This window comes from Thalassobaculum fulvum (genome assembly GCF_014652915.1).
GTDB lineage: Bacteria > Pseudomonadota > Alphaproteobacteria > Thalassobaculales > Thalassobaculaceae > Thalassobaculum_A > Thalassobaculum_A fulvum.
The window spans coordinates 14,513-29,285 of record NZ_BMZS01000006.1 but is presented as its reverse complement, the minus strand read 5'-3'; the positions used below and the strand labels follow the sequence as shown (position 1 = coordinate 29,285).

Here is a 14,773-nt window from a genome sequence, read left to right as displayed (position 1 = left end):
TCCTTTGTCACCCCAGCGCATGGCTGGCCAGTCCGAAGATCCGCTGCGGCCCGGACGGTTCGGGGGCATTCCCGAGCACCATGACCGGCGAGGCGCTGTCGAAGGCCAGGCCGGCATCGCTCACGTGCCGGGCGAACCGGGTCGCGTCGGTCGTCAGGTCGACCCGCAGAAACCCCGGATGCGCCAGCGCGTCGAACAGCGCGATGGCGTCGTCCTCGGACGTCGCGACCACTGGGCCGATCACCGATCCCCGGCCGAACGGTCGCTCGACCGCATAGCCGGCGACGGTGCCGTTCTCGACCAGCACGGCGGCCCGGCCGACGGCCAGCAGGTGGTCCAGGACTTCCGGCCGCGCCGTGCCGAAGGCGGCGCGGTCCAGCGCGGCGATCGCCGTGCGGTCGGCCGGCCCGGCCGGCCGGATGCGCGGGTCCCGGTGCGGGGTGCCGCGGTATTCGCCCTGGTGCTGCGAGACGCTGCCGGTCTCGACGAAGCCGAGCTTGTCGTACAGCGGCTTGCCGGCCCGGGTCGCCAGCAGCATGACCGGACGCGGGGCGGCATCGGCCAGCAGCGCCTCGACCAGCCGGCGGCCGAGGCCGCGGCCCTGGGCCTCCGGCGAGACGATGATGAGGCCGAGCCGGGCCAGCGCGTCGTCGAACGACCACCACAGCCCGACCCCGAGGGCCGGCCCGTCTTCGCCCTCTCTGACCAGCCGGCCGTGGCCGAGCTCGATCAGCGCGCCGATGTCGACCCGGCGGTGCGGCCAGCGGACTTCGGCGACGAGACCGTCGACCGCGTCCAGGTCGGCCAGCGAGACGGCCGGCAAGGGGATGGGCGGCAAGGGGATGGGCGGCAAGGCGACGGGCGGCAGGGAGATGGTGTCGGACATGCAGTGTTACCCGGAAGGTTCGGTGCCGGTACCGGCCAGGCCGGCCTTGCGGAGATGCGTCGTCGGGTCGCCGAAATGCCGCTGCAGCTCCTCGACCACGGCGTCCACCGGAGCCTCGGCGATCAGGCGGGCGAGGCGGTGATGCTCGTCGGCGAGGTCGCGGCTGCTGCGATAGCCGCCCATCAGCCGGTGCAGGCACAGCCGGGTCTCGGCCTGCACGGTCGCGTAGGTGCGCGACAGCCGCTCGCTGCCGGCGGCGTCGACCAGGGTGCGGTGGAACTCGAAGTCGAACTCGCCGCCGGTCGCCCGGTCGCCGGCCTTCAGCACCCGGTCCATGCGGTCGGCGATGCCGGCGATGGTCCGGGCGATGTCCTGCCGCCGGTCGCTCGCGACCACCCGGCGGACCGCCGCGACCTCGAGGGTCGCCCGGACGAAGAACACGTCGCGGATGTCGTCCTCGGACAGCTCCGGGACGAACACGCCGCGGTGCGGGGCGCTGCGCAGCAGGCCCTCCTGGACCAGGCGCTGCATCGCCTCGCGCAGCGGGCCGCGGCTGACGCCGAAGCTCAGCGCGAGTTCGACCTCGTGCAGCTGCGCGCCCGGCGGGTAGGCGCCCGACAGGATGTCGTCGCGGATGCGCCCGGCGATCTGCACCGAGAGCGTCGCGCGCTGCAGGGGCCCTTGAGTGGCCGGCACGGCGGTCAGAGCCCCACGATTCCGGGGAGGCCGCCGAGATCCGGGATCGCCCGGTAGCCATAAGCCGGATTGCCGGGGCCGTGGCCGCGCTCGACGAACACGCGCAGGCCGATCCGCAGGTCGTGGGCCGACATCAGGTCGTAGCGCAGGCTGGACGACACGTGCAGGAAGTGCTCCGGCCCGCAGCCCAGCGTGTCGAACATGTACTCGAAGGCCTGGAACCGGGGCTTGTAGGCCTGCGCCTGCTCCGCCGTCAGCACGGCGTGGAACGGCGCGCCCAGCAGGTCGACGTTCGCCTGGATCTGGCTGTCGGCGGCGTTCGACAGGATCACCAGCGGCAGCTTCTCGGCGACCCGGGCGAGCGGTGCCGGGACGTCGGCGTGCGGGCCCCAGCTCGGGATCGCCTCGACGATCGCCTGGGCATCGGCCGGGTCGAAGGCGATGCTCCAGCGCCGGCAGGTGCGCTCGAGCGCGCGGTGCAGCACCTCCGGGTACGGCTTCCAGGCGCCCAGCACCTCGTCGAACCGGTAGGCGGTGAAGTCCTCCAGGAACGCCGGCATGCGCTCGGCCGGAACCCGACCGGCCAGCTGCCCGCGGGTGACGTCGCCGACCCGGAAGTTCGTGAGCGTACCGTAGCAGTCGAACGACACGTAGCGGATCTGGGAGAGCGGCATCGGGCTTCCTGGCGTGCGGGACGGGATGCCGGACCATGGAGGAGTGATGTAGGATTGTCAACAATCCAACAACGAAACATGCACGATGGGTGCCGCACGCCGCGCTTCCCCTTCCCCGGACCGCGGCGCTATCGTCCGGCGACTCTCGGAGGAGCGACATGAGCGGTCGGGTTCTGAACTTCACGACGCCGGCGGGAACCGTCACGGTCCAGGTCCGGGATTGCGTGGTCGCCGGCTGGACCGGGCGCGACAAGGCGGCGCTGGACCACCACATCGAGGAGCTGGCGGCGATCGGCGTGCCGGGGCCGAGCACGGTGCCGCTGTACTACCGGGTGGCGGCCGAGCAGGTGCAGCAGGGCGACACCGTCCAGGTGCTCGGGCGCGACAGCTCCGGCGAGGTCGAGCCGGTGCTGATCGCCACCGAGGACGGGCTGCTGCTGACCGTCGGCTCCGACCACACCGACCGCAAGGTCGAGAGCTATTCGATCGCGGTGTCCAAGCAGATGTGCCCGAAGGTGCTGGCGACCGCCGCGTGGCCGGTCGAGCCGGGGCCGTGGATGGACCGCCTGACCCTGGAGAGCCGGGCGACCATCGACGGCCGCGAGGTCGTCTACCAGACCGGCACCTTCGCCATGATCCGGCCGCTGGCCGAGCTGGTCGAGGGCTATGGCGGGCTGCAGCCCGGGACCGTGATGCTGTGCGGGACCGTGCCGGTCTCGGGCGGCATCCGCCACGCCGACCGATTCGCCATGCGGCTGACCGATCCCGAGAGCGGGGCCGCCGTCGAACACGCCTATTCCATCGAAACCCTTCCGGAAATCCGCTGATGAGCTTCGCGCCCCTGACCCCGATCGCCTCCCTGCTGACCGACCTGGCGGCCGGCCGCACCAGCGCCGAGGCGCTGCTGGACACCGCCCTGGCCCGCGCCGCCGATCCGGCCGGCGAGGGCTCCCGGGCGTTCGTGCGGATGATGGACGACACCGCCCGGGCCGAGGCCGAGGCCAGCGACCGGCTGCGCCGCGCCGGGGTTCCGGCGCGGCCCCTGGAAGGCCTGCCGATCTCGGTCAAGGACCTGCTGGACGTCCAGGGGCAGGTCACCATGGCCGGGTCCCGCGTGCTGGCCGACGAGCCGCCGGCTGCGGCCGACGCCCCGGTGGTGGCGCGGCTGCGGGCGGCCGGCGCGGTGCTGGTCGGGCGCACCAACATGACCGAGTTCGCCTATTCCGGCATCGGCCTGAACCCGCACTACGGCACCCCGGCCAACCCCTGGGACCGCGAGACCCGGCGGATTCCCGGCGGCTCCTCGTCCGGTGCGGCGGTCAGCGTGACCGACGGCATGGCGACGGTCGGCATCGGGTCCGACACCGGCGGCTCGGTGCGGATCCCGAGCGGGCTGTGCGGCCTCGCCGGCTTCAAGCCGACCCAGCGCCGGGTGCCGATCGACGGCGCGTTCCCGTTGTCGACCTCGCTCGATTCGCTCGGGCCGCTGGCGCCGACCGTCGCCTGCGCGGCGCGCGTCCACCAGGTGATGGCCGGCGAGCCGGTGCGGCCGATCGCGCGCCGACCGGTCGCCGGGCTGCGGCTGGCGGTGCCGCAGAGCGTGGTCCTGGAGGACCTGGACGGCACCACCGCGCGGGCCTTCGAGGTCGCCCTGTCGAAGCTGTCGGCGGCCGGTGCGGTCGTCACCGAGGTACCGTTCCGCGAACTGCTGGAGATCGGCGAGGCCAACGCCAAGGGCGGGTTCGCCGCGGTCGAGTGCTACGCGGCGCACGGCCGCCACGTTGTGCGGGCGCCGGACCTGTTCGACCCGCGGGTGCTGGTGCGGATCCATCGCGCCAACGAGCAGAGCGCCGTCGACTACATCTCGCTGATCCGCCGGCGGGCCGAGATCCAGGCCGCCTGCAACGCCGTCTCCGCCCCGTTCGACGCGGTGGTGATGCCGACCACGGCGCGGGTGGCGCCGCCGATCGCCGAGCTCGAGGCCAGCAACGAAGTGTTCGCCAAGACCAACGCGCTGATGCTGCGCAACTGCTCGGTCGGCAACTTCCTCGACCGCTGTGCGGCGACCGTGCCGGTGCACGAGCCGGGATCGGCGCCGGTCGGGCTGATGCTGATGGGCGAAACCATGGCCGACGACGATCTGCTGTCGGTCGCGGCCGCCGTCGAGGGGCTGTTCCGATAGGATTCCAGGCCGGCGCGAGAGCGCCGGCCTGCGACGTTTTTTTGCATCTCCAACATCTTGCCGCGGCGGCTTTACGGCCTCACGTGCAGAGGCGTAGCCTACTGAGTCCGGGCTACCCTGCCCGGAGCGGAAGAAAGGAGGTGCGTATGACCACCATCGATCGGATCGACACCCTTCGGTCCCGTCATGCGTCTCTGGAGACGAAGCTCGAGGATGAAGAGCGGCGCCCCCATCCGGACGACGCGGTCATTCACGACCTGAAACGCCAGAAGCTCGCGATCAAGGATGAGATAGCGCGCCTGGAGCGGGTCTAGCCGACACTCCACCCGGACATTCGAGCCGGCCTTGAGTTTGCAAGGCCGGCTGCCGAAGCCCGCCTTTCGTCCGGAAGGCGGGCTTTGCTATGTCCGGGCTTCCGCTTTCCCGAAGCGTGACACCCGTCGCTCGGTGGGTCCCGGAGCCGGCCGCTGGCGCGGCCCCTCCGGGATGACGACAGGGAGAGAACTCCAGAGGATCGAATACCCACCTTTCGTCATCCCGGAGACGCGCAGCGTGCTCCGGGATCCACGGGGCGACCGGCTCCGACCCTCAGATCTCCCGCGCCCGGTCGCGCAGGACGAACTTCTGGACCTTGCCGGTCGAGGTCTTCGGCAGCTCGCCGAACACCACGGTCCGCGGGCACTTGAAGTGCGCCAGGTTCTGCCGGCAGAAGGCGATGATGTCCTCGGCGGTCGCGGTCTTGCCGGGGCGCAGGGTGACGAAGGCGCACGGCGTCTCGCCCCACTTCTCGTCCGGCCGGGCCACCACCGCCGCTTCCAGCACCGCCGGGTGCCGGTACAGCACGCCCTCGACCTCGATGGTCGAGATGTTCTCGCCGCCGGAGATGATGATGTCCTTGGACCGGTCCTTCAGCTCGACGTAGCCGTCCGGGTGCATGACGCCGAGGTCGCCGGTGTGGAACCAGCCGCCCTTGAACGCCTTCCCGGTCGCCGACGGGTTCTTCAGGTACCCCTTCATGACCACGTTGCCGCGCATGAACACCTCGCCGATGGTGGCGGCGTCCGCCGGCACCGGCTCCAGGGTCTCCGGGTCGGCGACCATCAGGCCCTCCAGCACCGGGTAGCGCACGCCCTGGCGGGCCTTCAGGTCGGCCTGCTGCTCGATCGGCCTGCCGTTCCATTCCTCGTGCCAGGCGCACACGACGGCCGGCCCGTACACCTCGGTCAGCCCGTAGACGTGGGTGACCTTGATGCCGAGTCGCTCCATGCCCTCCAGCACCGCCGCCGGCGGCGCCGAGGCGGCGGTCATCATCTGGACCGCCTGCGGGAATTCCCGGCGCGCCTCGTCCGGGGCGTTCAGCAGCATCGACATCACGATCGGGGCGCCGCAAAGATGGGTCACGCCCTCGTCCGCGAACGCGTCGTAGATCGCCTTGGCCTCGACCCGGCGCAGGCAGACATGGGTGCCGGCCTGGGCGGTGACGGTCCACGGGAAGCACCAGCCGTTGCAGTGGAACATCGGCAGGGTCCAGAGGTAGACCGGGTGCATCTTCATGCCCCAGACCAGCACGTTGCCGAGCGCGTTCAGGTAGGCGCCGCGGTGGTGGTAGACCACGCCCTTGGGGTCGCCGGTGGTGCCGCTCGTATAGTTCAGGGCGATCGCGTCCCATTCGTCGTCCGGGCGCACCCCGCGGTACGCCGGATCGCCGGTGCCGAGGAACGCCTCGTAGTCGGTCTCGCCCAGCCGGTCGCCGCCGGGGCCCTCGCTGTCGTCGACGTCGATGACGATCAGTTCGCGCTGGGTCCGGGCCAGCGCCGCCTTGATGGTCGGGGCGAACTCGGTGTCGGTCAGCAGCACCCGGGCCTCGCCGTGGTCGAGCATGAAGGCGATCGCCTCGGCGTCGAGCCGGGTGTTGAGCATGTTCAGCACGGCGCCGGTCATCGGCACGCCGTGCGCCGCCTCGAACGCCTCGGGCGTGTTGGTCAGCATGGCGGCGACGGTGTCGCCCTTGCCGATCCCGCGCCGGCTCAGCGCCGAGCCCAGCTGCCGGCAGCGCGCCGCCGCCTCGGCCCAGGTGTAGCGCCGCTTGCCGTGCGCCACCGCCAGCCGGGTCGGGAACACCGCGGCGGTGCGGTCGAGGAACGACAGCGGGGTCAGCGGGACGTGGTTGGCGGGCGTCTTGTCGAGGTCGGTGTCGTAAGCGTTCATGGCCGTTCGCGCGGGCTTGCCTGGGGTCCGGAACCGTACCGCCGGGGCCGGGGGAGGGCAATGCGGGTGCCTTGACCTGGGACAACGCCGTCCTTGATTGGTCGATGGTATCGACGACCGGGCGATGGCGCACTCCACCCGGGATGCGGTCCGGGTCCCAGGGAGCACCAGATATGGCCGAAGCGGACCGTCGACGGGGCGGCGATCGTCGCGATGCACACGACTGGCACGCCCTCGAGCCGGCGCAGGCGCTGGCCATCCTCGATGCGTCGGCCGGCGGACTCGCGGGAGACGAGCCCGCACGCCGGCTGGCCCGGTACGGGCCGAACCGGCTGCCGCGCGGCCGCCACCGGTCGGCGCTGCGCCGGTTCATCGGGCAGTTCGACAACCTGCTGATCTACGTCCTGCTGGCGGCCGCCGTACTTGCCGGGGCGATCGGCCACTTCACGGATGCCGCGGTGATCGCCGCGGTGGTGCTGGTCAACGCCGTCATCGGCTTCGTCCAGGAAGGCCGGGCGGAGCGTGCGCTCGACGCCATCCGCGGCATGATCGACCCGACCGCGTCGGCGATCCGCGACGGCCGCCGTACCACGCTGAGGGCCGAGGCCATCGTGCCCGGCGACGTCGTGCTGCTGGAGGCCGGCGACCGGGTGCCGGCCGACCTGCGGCTGCTGCGGGCCCGGAACCTGCGGGTCGACGAGGCGGTCCTGACCGGCGAGTCGGTACCGGTCGACAAGGGCGTCGCGCCGGTCGACCCGGCCGCCGCCCTGGGCGACCGGACGTCGATGGCGTTCTCGGGCACCTTCGTCACCGCCGGCCAGGCCACCGGCGTCGCGGTCGAGACCGGCGGGGCGACCGAACTCGGCCGGATCAGCGCCATGATCGGCGCGGTCGAACGGCTGGCGACCCCGCTGGTCCGGCAGATGGACCGCTTCGCCCGGCAGGTGACGGTGCTGGTCCTCGGGCTCTCCGTCCTGGTGTTCGGCTATGCGGTCTGGTTCCGGTCGTACCCGCTCGACGAGGCGTTCATGGCGGTGGTCGGCCTGGCCGTCGCGGCGATCCCCGAGGGCCTGCCGGCGGTCATGACGATCGCGCTCGCCGTCGGGGTGCAGCGGATGGCCGCGCGCAACGCCATCGTCCGACGCCTGCCGGCGGTCGAGACGCTCGGATCGGTCTCGGTCATCTGCTCGGACAAGACCGGCACCCTGACCCGCAACGAGATGACGGTCAGCGCGGTGGAGACCGCCTTGACCGATTTTCGGGTCGAGAGCGACGGGTACCGGCCCTCGGGCCGGTTCCTGGTCGCCGGCGAGCCGGTCGACCCCCCGGCCTATCCGGTGCTGGAGGAGCTCGCGCTGGCGGCGCTGCTGTGCAACGACGCGCATCTCCGCGGCACCGACGGCGGCTGGGCGGTCGACGGCGATCCGATGGAAGGCGCGCTGGTCGCGTTCGCGGGCAAGGCCGGCCACGATCTGACGGCGGCCCGCGCCGGGCTCGCTCGGCTCGACGAGATCCCGTTCGATTCCCGGCACCGCTACATGGCGACGCTGCATGCGCGCCCCGGCCGTGCTCCGGTGGTCTACGTCAAGGGGGCACCGGAGCGCATCGTCGAGATGTGCACGGCCGAGGCCACGCCCGACGGCGACCGGCCGATCGACCTCGAGCGCTGGCACCGGCGCACCGAGGCGCTCGCGGCGGACGGCCAGCGGGTGCTGGCGGTCGCGCGCCGGGCCATGCCGCCCGGAACCGAGGACATCCGGCCGGAGGACGTCGAGGCCGGCCTGACCCTGCTGGGCCTGGTCGGGCTGATCGACCCGCCGCGGCCGGAGGCGATCGCCGCGGTCGCCGAGTGCCGGTCGGCCGGCATCCGGGTGAAGATGATCACCGGCGACCACGGCGCGACCGCCCAGGCGATCGCCCGGCAGCTCGGTCTCGACGACGACCCGCGGGCGGTTACCGGCCACGACCTGGACCGGATGGCGGACGACGACTTCCACCGCCATGCCCAGGAGGCGACGGTGTTCGCCCGAACCAGTCCGGAGCACAAGCTGCGGCTGGTGGAGTCGCTGCAGGCCGACGGCTCGATCATCGCGATGACCGGGGACGGGGTGAACGACGCGCCGGCCCTGAAGCGCGCCGACGTCGGGGTGGCCATGGGCGGCAAGGGCACCGAGGCCGCGAAGGAGGCGAGCGAGATGGTGCTCGCCGACGACAACTTCGCGTCGATCGTGGCGGCCGTGCGCGAGGGACGGACCGTCTACGACAACCTGACCAAGGTGATCGCCTGGACCCTGCCGACCAACGGCGGCGAGGCCTTCACCATCGTGCTCGCCATCCTGTTCGGGCTCACCGTGCCGGTGACGCCGGTCCAGATTCTGTGGATCAACATGATCACCGCGGTGGCGCTGGGTCTGGCGCTCGCCTTCGAGCCGACCGAGCCGGGCACCATGCGGCGGTCCGCCCGGCCGGCCGGGCAGGGGCTGCTGACCCGGCGCCTGCTGTGGCGCATCGCCTTCGTGTCGGGGCTGATGGTCGCCGGCACGTTCGGGATCTACGCCTGGGCGACGGCCCGCGGGCTCGACATCGAGACCGCCCGGACGATGGTCGTGAACGTGCTGGTGGTGATGGAGATCTTCTACCTGTTCAGCGTCCGCTACGTGCACGGCACGGCCCTGACATGGCGGGGCGTCCTCGGCACGCCGGCTGTGCTGATGGGCGTCGGGGCGGTCGTCGTCGCGCAGTTCGCCTTCACCTACCTGCCGGTCATGCAGGCGGTGTTCGCCAGCCGCCCGGTGGCGCTGCCGGACGGGCTCGTGATCGTCGCCGTAGGCGCGGCCCTGCTGGCGGTGGTCGAGATCGAGAAGCGCGTCGCGGAGCGGATCGGTCGCCGCGGCTGACGCCGGGCGGGTCCGCGGACGGGCTGGAAATCGCGCCCCCGTGGCTGCACCCTATCCGCTAGAAGCCGGGCCGCACCGGGACCGGCCGAGCGAACAGGGGGATCGGGCCATGTGCCATCACTGCGTCGTCGAATCCGTCAAGCGCCGGATGCTGAGCCGCCGCGACGTCTTCCGGACCGGGGCGGCAGGCGTCGCCGCCGCCGCGGTCGGGGCCGCCGCCACCGCCGCCTCGGCACCGCCGGCGCTGGCCGCCGGGGTCGCCAAGCTCCAGGACATGACTCACGAGCTGCACCACGATTTCCCGACCTATTTCGGCGAGCCGCAGTTCGACTACGAGCAGAAGTTCAGCTTCGACAAGAACGGCTTCAACCTCGGGATCATGACCGTCAACGAGCACACCGGCACCCATCTGGACGCGCCGCTGCATTTCTCGAAGGACGGCCAGGCGGTCAACGAGGTGCCGATCGAGAACCTGGTGGTTCCGCTGGCGATCATCGACATCCGCGAGAAGGCGGCCGGCGACGCCGACGCCCAGGTGACGCCGGACGACGTCAAGGCCTGGATCGCCAAGAACGGCCCGCTGCCCGAGAAGTGCTGCGTCGCCATGAACTCCGGCTGGGACAGGCACGCCGCCTCCGACAAGTTCCGCAACGTCGGCGCCGACCAGAAGATGCACTTCCCGGGCTTCCACGTCGAAGCCACCAAGATGCTGATGGAGGAGAGTTCGGCGGTCGGCATGGCGGTCGACACGCTGTCGCTCGACTTCGGGCCGTCCGGCGACTTCGCGACCCACTACGCCTGGCTGCCGACCAACCGCTGGGGGCTGGAGTGCATCGCCAACCTCGACCGACTGCCGGCGAAGGGTGCCACCCTGGTGGTCGGCGCGCCCAAGCACCGCGGCGGTTCGGGCGGGCCGTGCCGGGTCATCGCGATGATGTGAGGCGGCCGGACTCCTGGCCTGGCGGAAGCGGCCGCCGCGTGCGGCCGCTTCCTTTTGCCGGCGCCGGGGGCCTGATCTAGGCTTCCCGCAAGACACAAGAACGCCCGCGGGAGGTTGGACCGATGACGCAGCAGGGACGGGTCGCGTTCGGACGCATGGAGGCGGTCAGCTTCGGCCGGCCGGCGGCCGAGGCGGTGGCGCAGGAGGTCGCGGCCCTCGGCGCCGAGCGGGTGTTCCTGATGGTCAGCGGCACCCTGAACCGCGAGACCGACGAGATCGCCAAGCTGCGCCGGGCGCTCGGCAACAAGTGCGTCGGTACCTTCGACCGAATGAAACCGCACACCCCGCGGGCCGACGTGATCGCCGCGGCCCGGGCGGTCCGGGACGTCGGCGCCGACGTCATCGTCACGCTGGGCGGCGGCTCGATCACCGACGCCGCCAAGGCGGTGCGGCTGTGCCTGGCGAACGGCGTCGACACGCCCGCGGCGATGGACATGTTCCGCCCGGTCAAGGGGCCGGACGGCACCCTCGGGCCGCCGCCGTGCGCGGCGCCGACGGTCCGCCAGATCGCCGTGCCGACGACATTGTCGGCCGGCGATTTCAGCGGCCTCGCCGGCGTCACCGACGAGCGGGTGCAGGCCAAGGAGATCTTCCGGCATCCGGGGATGATGCCGTCGGCCGTGGTGCTCGACCCGGCCGTCACCGTGCACACGCCCGAGTGGCTGTGGCTGTCGACCGGCATCCGGGCGCTCGACCACTGCGTCGAGGGCGTGTGCGCGAAGGAGGCGCACGCCTATGGCGACGCCCAGGCGCTGCAGGGCCTGTCCTTGCTGGCGCGCGGCCTGCCGGGGGTGAAGCGCGACCCGGGCGACCTGGACGCCCGGCTCGACTGCCAGATGGGCATGTGGCTGTCGATGGGACCGCTGGCCAGCGGCGTGCCGATGGGGGCGAGCCACGGCATCGGCTACGTGCTGGGGGCCATGTTCGACGTGCCGCACGGCCACACGTCCTGCATCATGCTGCCGGCGGTCATGCGGTGGAACAAGCGGGTGAACGCCGACCGCCAGGCGCTGGTCGCGACCGCCATGGGGCATCCGGGCGAGGATGCCGGCGACGTGCTCGACGCCTTCATCGGCGGCCTCGGCATGCCGCGCAGCCTGTCCGCCGTCGGCATCGGGCCGGACAGGTTCCAGCGCATCGCCGAGGGCGCACTGAGCACCCCGTGGGTACCGCGCAACCCGCGGCCGATCCCGTCCCCGGCCGAGGTGCTGGAGATCCTGCAGCTGGCGGCGTGAGAGGGGCGGTGGACGTCCCGCAGCGGCGGGTGGGTTCCGGCTCGACCCGGTCCGCTCACGCGGCCCGCCTCGTCCGGAATGACGATATTGGGGGGCGTGACGCTGCGGCTCTCCTGTCGTCATTCCGGACGGACGCGCCGCGCCGGCGCGGCCGAGCCGGAACCCACCCGCCGCCGCCCTTTTGATCCAGCGCACGGGTGCGACGGTTCTCCGTTGTTAACATCCGCCGCCGTCTGACGCAGGATCACCGGCAAGCACGAGCCCGGCGATGCCCGGGCCACGACCGGCACAGGGGAGGAGACATGGGCCGTTTCCACGAGATCTACCGGCGCTCGCTCGAGGATCCCGAGGGATTCTGGGCCGAGGCGGCCGAGGACGTGGCCTGGACGAAGCGCTGGGACCGGGTCCTCGACGACTCCCGGTCGCCGTTCACCCGCTGGTTCGTCGGCGGCGAGACCAACACCTGCTACAACGCGATCGACCGGCACGTCGAGGCCGGGCGCGGCGGGCAGACGGCGCTGATCTACGACAGCCCGGTCACCGGGACGGTCACGAAGTTCACCTACGCCGAGCTGCAGGACCGGGTCGCCCGGTTCGCCGGTGCGCTGCGCGGGCTCGGCGTCGGCTACGGCGACCGGGTGATCCTGTACATGCCGATGATCCCCGAGGCGGTGATCGCCATGCTGGCGACCGTCCGGATCGGCGCCGTCCACTCGGTGGTGTTCGGCGGTTTCGCGGCCAAGGAGCTGGCGACCCGCATCGACGACGCCAAGCCGAAGGTCATCGTCTCCGCGTCCTGCGGCATCGAGGGCCAGCGGGTGCTGCCCTACAAGCCGCTGCTGGACCGGGCGATCGAACTGTCGGCGCACAAGCCGGAACGCTGCGTGATCAAGCAGCGCCCCCAGGCCGAAGCCCCGCTGGTCGACGGCCGCGACCTGACCTGGGAGGACGCCGAGGCCGGGGCGCCGGCCGCCGAATGCGTGCCGGTCAAGGCGACCGACCCGGCCTACGTGCTCTACACCTCCGGCACCACCGGGCAGCCGAAGGGCGTGGTGCGCCCGACCGGCGGCCACCTGGTGGCGCTGAAGTGGTCGATGAAGAACATCTACGACGTCGAGCCCGGCGACGTGTACTGGGCGGCGTCGGACGTCGGCTGGGTGGTCGGCCACTCCTACATCGTCTACGCGCCGCTGTTCCACGGCTGCACCACCGTGCTGTTCGAGGGCAAGCCGGTCGGTACGCCGGACGCCGGGGTGTTCTGGCGGGTGATCGCCGACCACAAGGTCAAGGTGATGTTCACAGCACCGACCGCGATCCGGGCGATCAAGAAGGAGGACCCGGACGGCAAGCTGCTGGCGAACTACGACATGTCGCACTTCCGGGCGCAGTTCCTGGCCGGCGAGCGTTGCGACCCGGACACCCTGAAGTGGTGCCAGGACAAGCTGAAGGTTCCGGCGGTCGATCACTGGTGGCAGACCGAGACCGGCTGGCCGATCGCCTCCAACTGCCTCGGCATCGAGGAGCTGCCGTACAAGCCCGGCTCGCCGACCCATCCGGTGCCGGGCTGGGACGTGCAGGTGCTGGCGCCGGAGGGCACCCCGGTGAAGCCGAACGAGATCGGCGCGATCTCGATCAAGCTGCCGCTGCCGCCGGGGGCGCTGTCGACGCTCTGGAACAACGACGAGCGGTTCGTCCAGAGCTACATGACCGAGTACCCGGGCTTCTACCAGACCGGCGACGCCGGGCTGATCGACGACGACGGCTACATCCACGTGATGACCCGGACCGACGACATCATCAACGTCGCCGGACACCGTCTCTCGACCGGCGGCATGGAGGAGGTGCTGGCCAGCCATCCGGACGTCGCGGAGTGCGCGGTGATCGGCGTGGCCGACGACCTCAAGGGGCAGGTCCCGCTCGGCTTCCTGGTGCTCAAGGACGGCGTGAACAAGCCGCACGACCAGGTGGTCAAGGAGGTGGTGGCGATGGTGCGCGAGCGCATCGGCCCGGTCGCCGCCTTCAAGGTCGCGACCGTGGTGCACCGGCTGCCGAAGACCCGTTCCGGCAAGATCCTGCGCGGCACCATGCAGAAGATCGCCGACGGTCAGGATCCCGGCGTGCCGGCGACCATCGACGACCCGGCGATCCTCGGCGAGATCACCGAGTCGCTGCAGGGCGTCGGCTACGCGAAGAAGGGGTAACGGGCATGCCAGGGACAGGGCGGTTGCAGGGCAAGGTCGCGGTCGTCACCGGGGCGGCGCGCGGCATCGGCGCGGCGATCGCCGAGCGGTTCGCCGCCGAGGGCGCCAGGGTGGTGGCCGCCGACATGGACCCGATGGCGGGCGACGCCGTGGTCGGCCGCATCAAGCAGGCCGGCGGCGAGGGGCGGTTCGTCGCCTGCGACGTCACCCGGCGCGACCAGGTGGCGGCCCTGATGGACCACGCGATCGCCGCCTACGGCTCGCTCGACGTGGTCTGCGCCAACGCCGGCATCATCCACAACACGCCGTTCCTGGAGCTCGACGACGAGACCTTCGACCGGGTCGTGGCGGTCAACCTCAAGGGTGTGTTCTACACCGGCCAGGAGGCGGCCCGGCGGATGGTCGAGCGCGGCATCGCCGGCAAGATCGTCAACACCGCGTCGGTCAACGCGGTGATCGTCCCGCAGGGCCTGGCCGCCTACAACGCCTCGAAGGGGGCGGTGAACCAGCTAACCAAGACCATGGCGGTCGAGCTGGCGCCGCACGGCATCCGGGTCAACGCCATCGGCCCCGGCAGCGTGGCGACCGACCTGTTCCGCTCGGCCATGCTGACCGACCCGGAGGCGATGGACCGCCTGCGCGCGCGCACTCCGCTCGGCCGCCCGGCCGACCCGGCGGAGATCGCCGGCGCCGCCCTGTTCCTGGCGACCGACGACAGCGCCTACTTCACCGGCCAGACCATCTACCCCGACGGCGGAAGGCTGGCGCTCAGCCACGTGATGCCGAAGGGGTAG

The 14,773-nt window shown here is 71.8% G+C and carries 12 protein-coding genes; 8 read left to right on the top strand and 4 right to left on the bottom strand.

All coding sequences use genetic code 11. The annotated features are described in order from the left end of the window. Positions 1–7: 7 nt before the first annotated feature. From IE246_RS13800 to IE246_RS13790, 3 genes are read right to left on the bottom strand one after another with little or no spacing between them, the layout of a single operon-like run. A complete protein-coding gene (locus tag IE246_RS13800) occupies positions 8–886 on the bottom strand; it encodes a GNAT family N-acetyltransferase (protein ID WP_189990551.1) in 879 nt (292 codons plus the stop codon). 6 nt (positions 887–892) lie between these two features. Next, a complete protein-coding gene (locus IE246_RS13795) occupies positions 893–1,582 on the bottom strand; it encodes a GntR family transcriptional regulator (protein WP_229837117.1) in 690 nt (229 codons plus the stop codon). Between the two features lie 5 nt (positions 1,583–1,587). Then, positions 1,588–2,256, bottom strand: coding sequence for a haloacid dehalogenase type II (locus IE246_RS13790; protein WP_189990549.1), 669 nt, complete (start codon positions 2,254–2,256; stop codon positions 1,588–1,590). 158 nt (positions 2,257–2,414) lie between these two features. On the opposite strand from IE246_RS13790, the gene IE246_RS13785 reads away from it, so the two are divergent. From IE246_RS13785 to IE246_RS13775, 3 genes are all read left to right on the top strand, one after another. Next, positions 2,415–3,083 (top strand): DUF2848 domain-containing protein, encoded by a 669-nt coding sequence (locus tag IE246_RS13785; protein ID WP_189990546.1) that lies wholly within the window; start codon positions 2,415–2,417, stop codon positions 3,081–3,083. Then, the gene (locus IE246_RS13780) at positions 3,083–4,438 is read left to right on the top strand and encodes an amidase (RefSeq protein ID WP_189990544.1); all 1,356 of its coding nucleotides are present in this window, start codon (positions 3,083–3,085) and stop codon (positions 4,436–4,438) included. The genes IE246_RS13785 and IE246_RS13780 overlap by 1 nt, the downstream gene beginning before the upstream one ends. Positions 4,439–4,584: 146 nt before the next feature. Further along, positions 4,585–4,752, top strand: a complete 168-nt coding sequence (locus IE246_RS13775; protein ID WP_189990542.1) for a YdcH family protein — start codon at positions 4,585–4,587, stop codon at positions 4,750–4,752. A 274-nt stretch (positions 4,753–5,026) separates the two neighbouring features. On the opposite strand, the gene IE246_RS13770 is transcribed toward IE246_RS13775, so the two are convergent. Then, a complete protein-coding gene (locus IE246_RS13770; RefSeq protein ID WP_189990540.1) occupies positions 5,027–6,646 on the bottom strand; it encodes an acyl-CoA synthetase in 1,620 nt (539 codons plus the stop codon). Between the two features lie 173 nt (positions 6,647–6,819). Here IE246_RS13770 and IE246_RS13765 point away from each other — a divergent pair, with 173 nt between their 5' ends. The 5 genes from IE246_RS13765 (at position 6,820) to IE246_RS13745 (ending at position 14,773) form a co-directional block, all read left to right on the top strand. Further along, positions 6,820–9,543: an HAD-IC family P-type ATPase gene (locus tag IE246_RS13765; protein ID WP_189990538.1), complete on the top strand. Its 2,724-nt coding sequence runs from the start codon at positions 6,820–6,822 to the stop codon at positions 9,541–9,543. A 109-nt stretch (positions 9,544–9,652) separates the two neighbouring features. Next, the gene (locus IE246_RS13760) at positions 9,653–10,483 is read left to right on the top strand and encodes a cyclase family protein (protein WP_189990536.1); all 831 of its coding nucleotides are present in this window, start codon (positions 9,653–9,655) and stop codon (positions 10,481–10,483) included. A 122-nt stretch (positions 10,484–10,605) separates the two neighbouring features. Continuing rightward, the gene (locus tag IE246_RS13755; RefSeq protein WP_229837114.1) at positions 10,606–11,778 is read left to right on the top strand and encodes an iron-containing alcohol dehydrogenase; all 1,173 of its coding nucleotides are present in this window, start codon (positions 10,606–10,608) and stop codon (positions 11,776–11,778) included. A gap of 302 nt (positions 11,779–12,080) precedes the next feature. Then, complete coding sequence (locus IE246_RS13750) at positions 12,081–13,979, top strand: propionyl-CoA synthetase (protein ID WP_189990533.1); 1,899 nt, start codon at positions 12,081–12,083, stop codon at positions 13,977–13,979. Between the two features lie 5 nt (positions 13,980–13,984). Continuing rightward, positions 13,985–14,773 carry an SDR family NAD(P)-dependent oxidoreductase gene (locus tag IE246_RS13745; RefSeq protein WP_189990532.1) on the top strand — a complete coding sequence of 263 codons (789 nt, stop codon included), beginning with the start codon at positions 13,985–13,987 and terminating at the stop codon, positions 14,771–14,773.

What these genes read in the sequence shown, in the direction of transcription:
- IE246_RS13785 (WP_189990546.1), top strand. Translation starts at nt 2,415, where the DNA reads ATGAGCGGTCGGGTTCTGAACTTCACGACGCCGGCGGGAACCGTCACG.
- IE246_RS13760 (WP_189990536.1), top strand. Translation starts at nt 9,653, where the DNA reads ATGTGCCATCACTGCGTCGTCGAATCCGTCAAGCGCCGGATGCTGAGC.
- IE246_RS13745 (WP_189990532.1), top strand. Translation starts at nt 13,985, where the DNA reads ATGCCAGGGACAGGGCGGTTGCAGGGCAAGGTCGCGGTCGTCACCGGG.
- IE246_RS13750 (WP_189990533.1), top strand. Translation starts at nt 12,081, where the DNA reads ATGGGCCGTTTCCACGAGATCTACCGGCGCTCGCTCGAGGATCCCGAG.
- IE246_RS13800 (WP_189990551.1), bottom strand. Translation starts at nt 886, where the DNA reads ATGTCCGACACCATCTCCCTGCCGCCCGTCGCCTTGCCGCCCATCCCC.
- IE246_RS13775 (WP_189990542.1), top strand. Translation starts at nt 4,585, where the DNA reads ATGACCACCATCGATCGGATCGACACCCTTCGGTCCCGTCATGCGTCT.
- IE246_RS13790 (WP_189990549.1), bottom strand. Translation starts at nt 2,256, where the DNA reads ATGCCGCTCTCCCAGATCCGCTACGTGTCGTTCGACTGCTACGGTACG.
- IE246_RS13770 (WP_189990540.1), bottom strand. Translation starts at nt 6,646, where the DNA reads ATGAACGCTTACGACACCGACCTCGACAAGACGCCCGCCAACCACGTC.
- IE246_RS13765 (WP_189990538.1), top strand. Translation starts at nt 6,820, where the DNA reads ATGGCCGAAGCGGACCGTCGACGGGGCGGCGATCGTCGCGATGCACAC.
- IE246_RS13755 (WP_229837114.1), top strand. Translation starts at nt 10,606, where the DNA reads ATGACGCAGCAGGGACGGGTCGCGTTCGGACGCATGGAGGCGGTCAGC.
- IE246_RS13780 (WP_189990544.1), top strand. Translation starts at nt 3,083, where the DNA reads ATGAGCTTCGCGCCCCTGACCCCGATCGCCTCCCTGCTGACCGACCTG.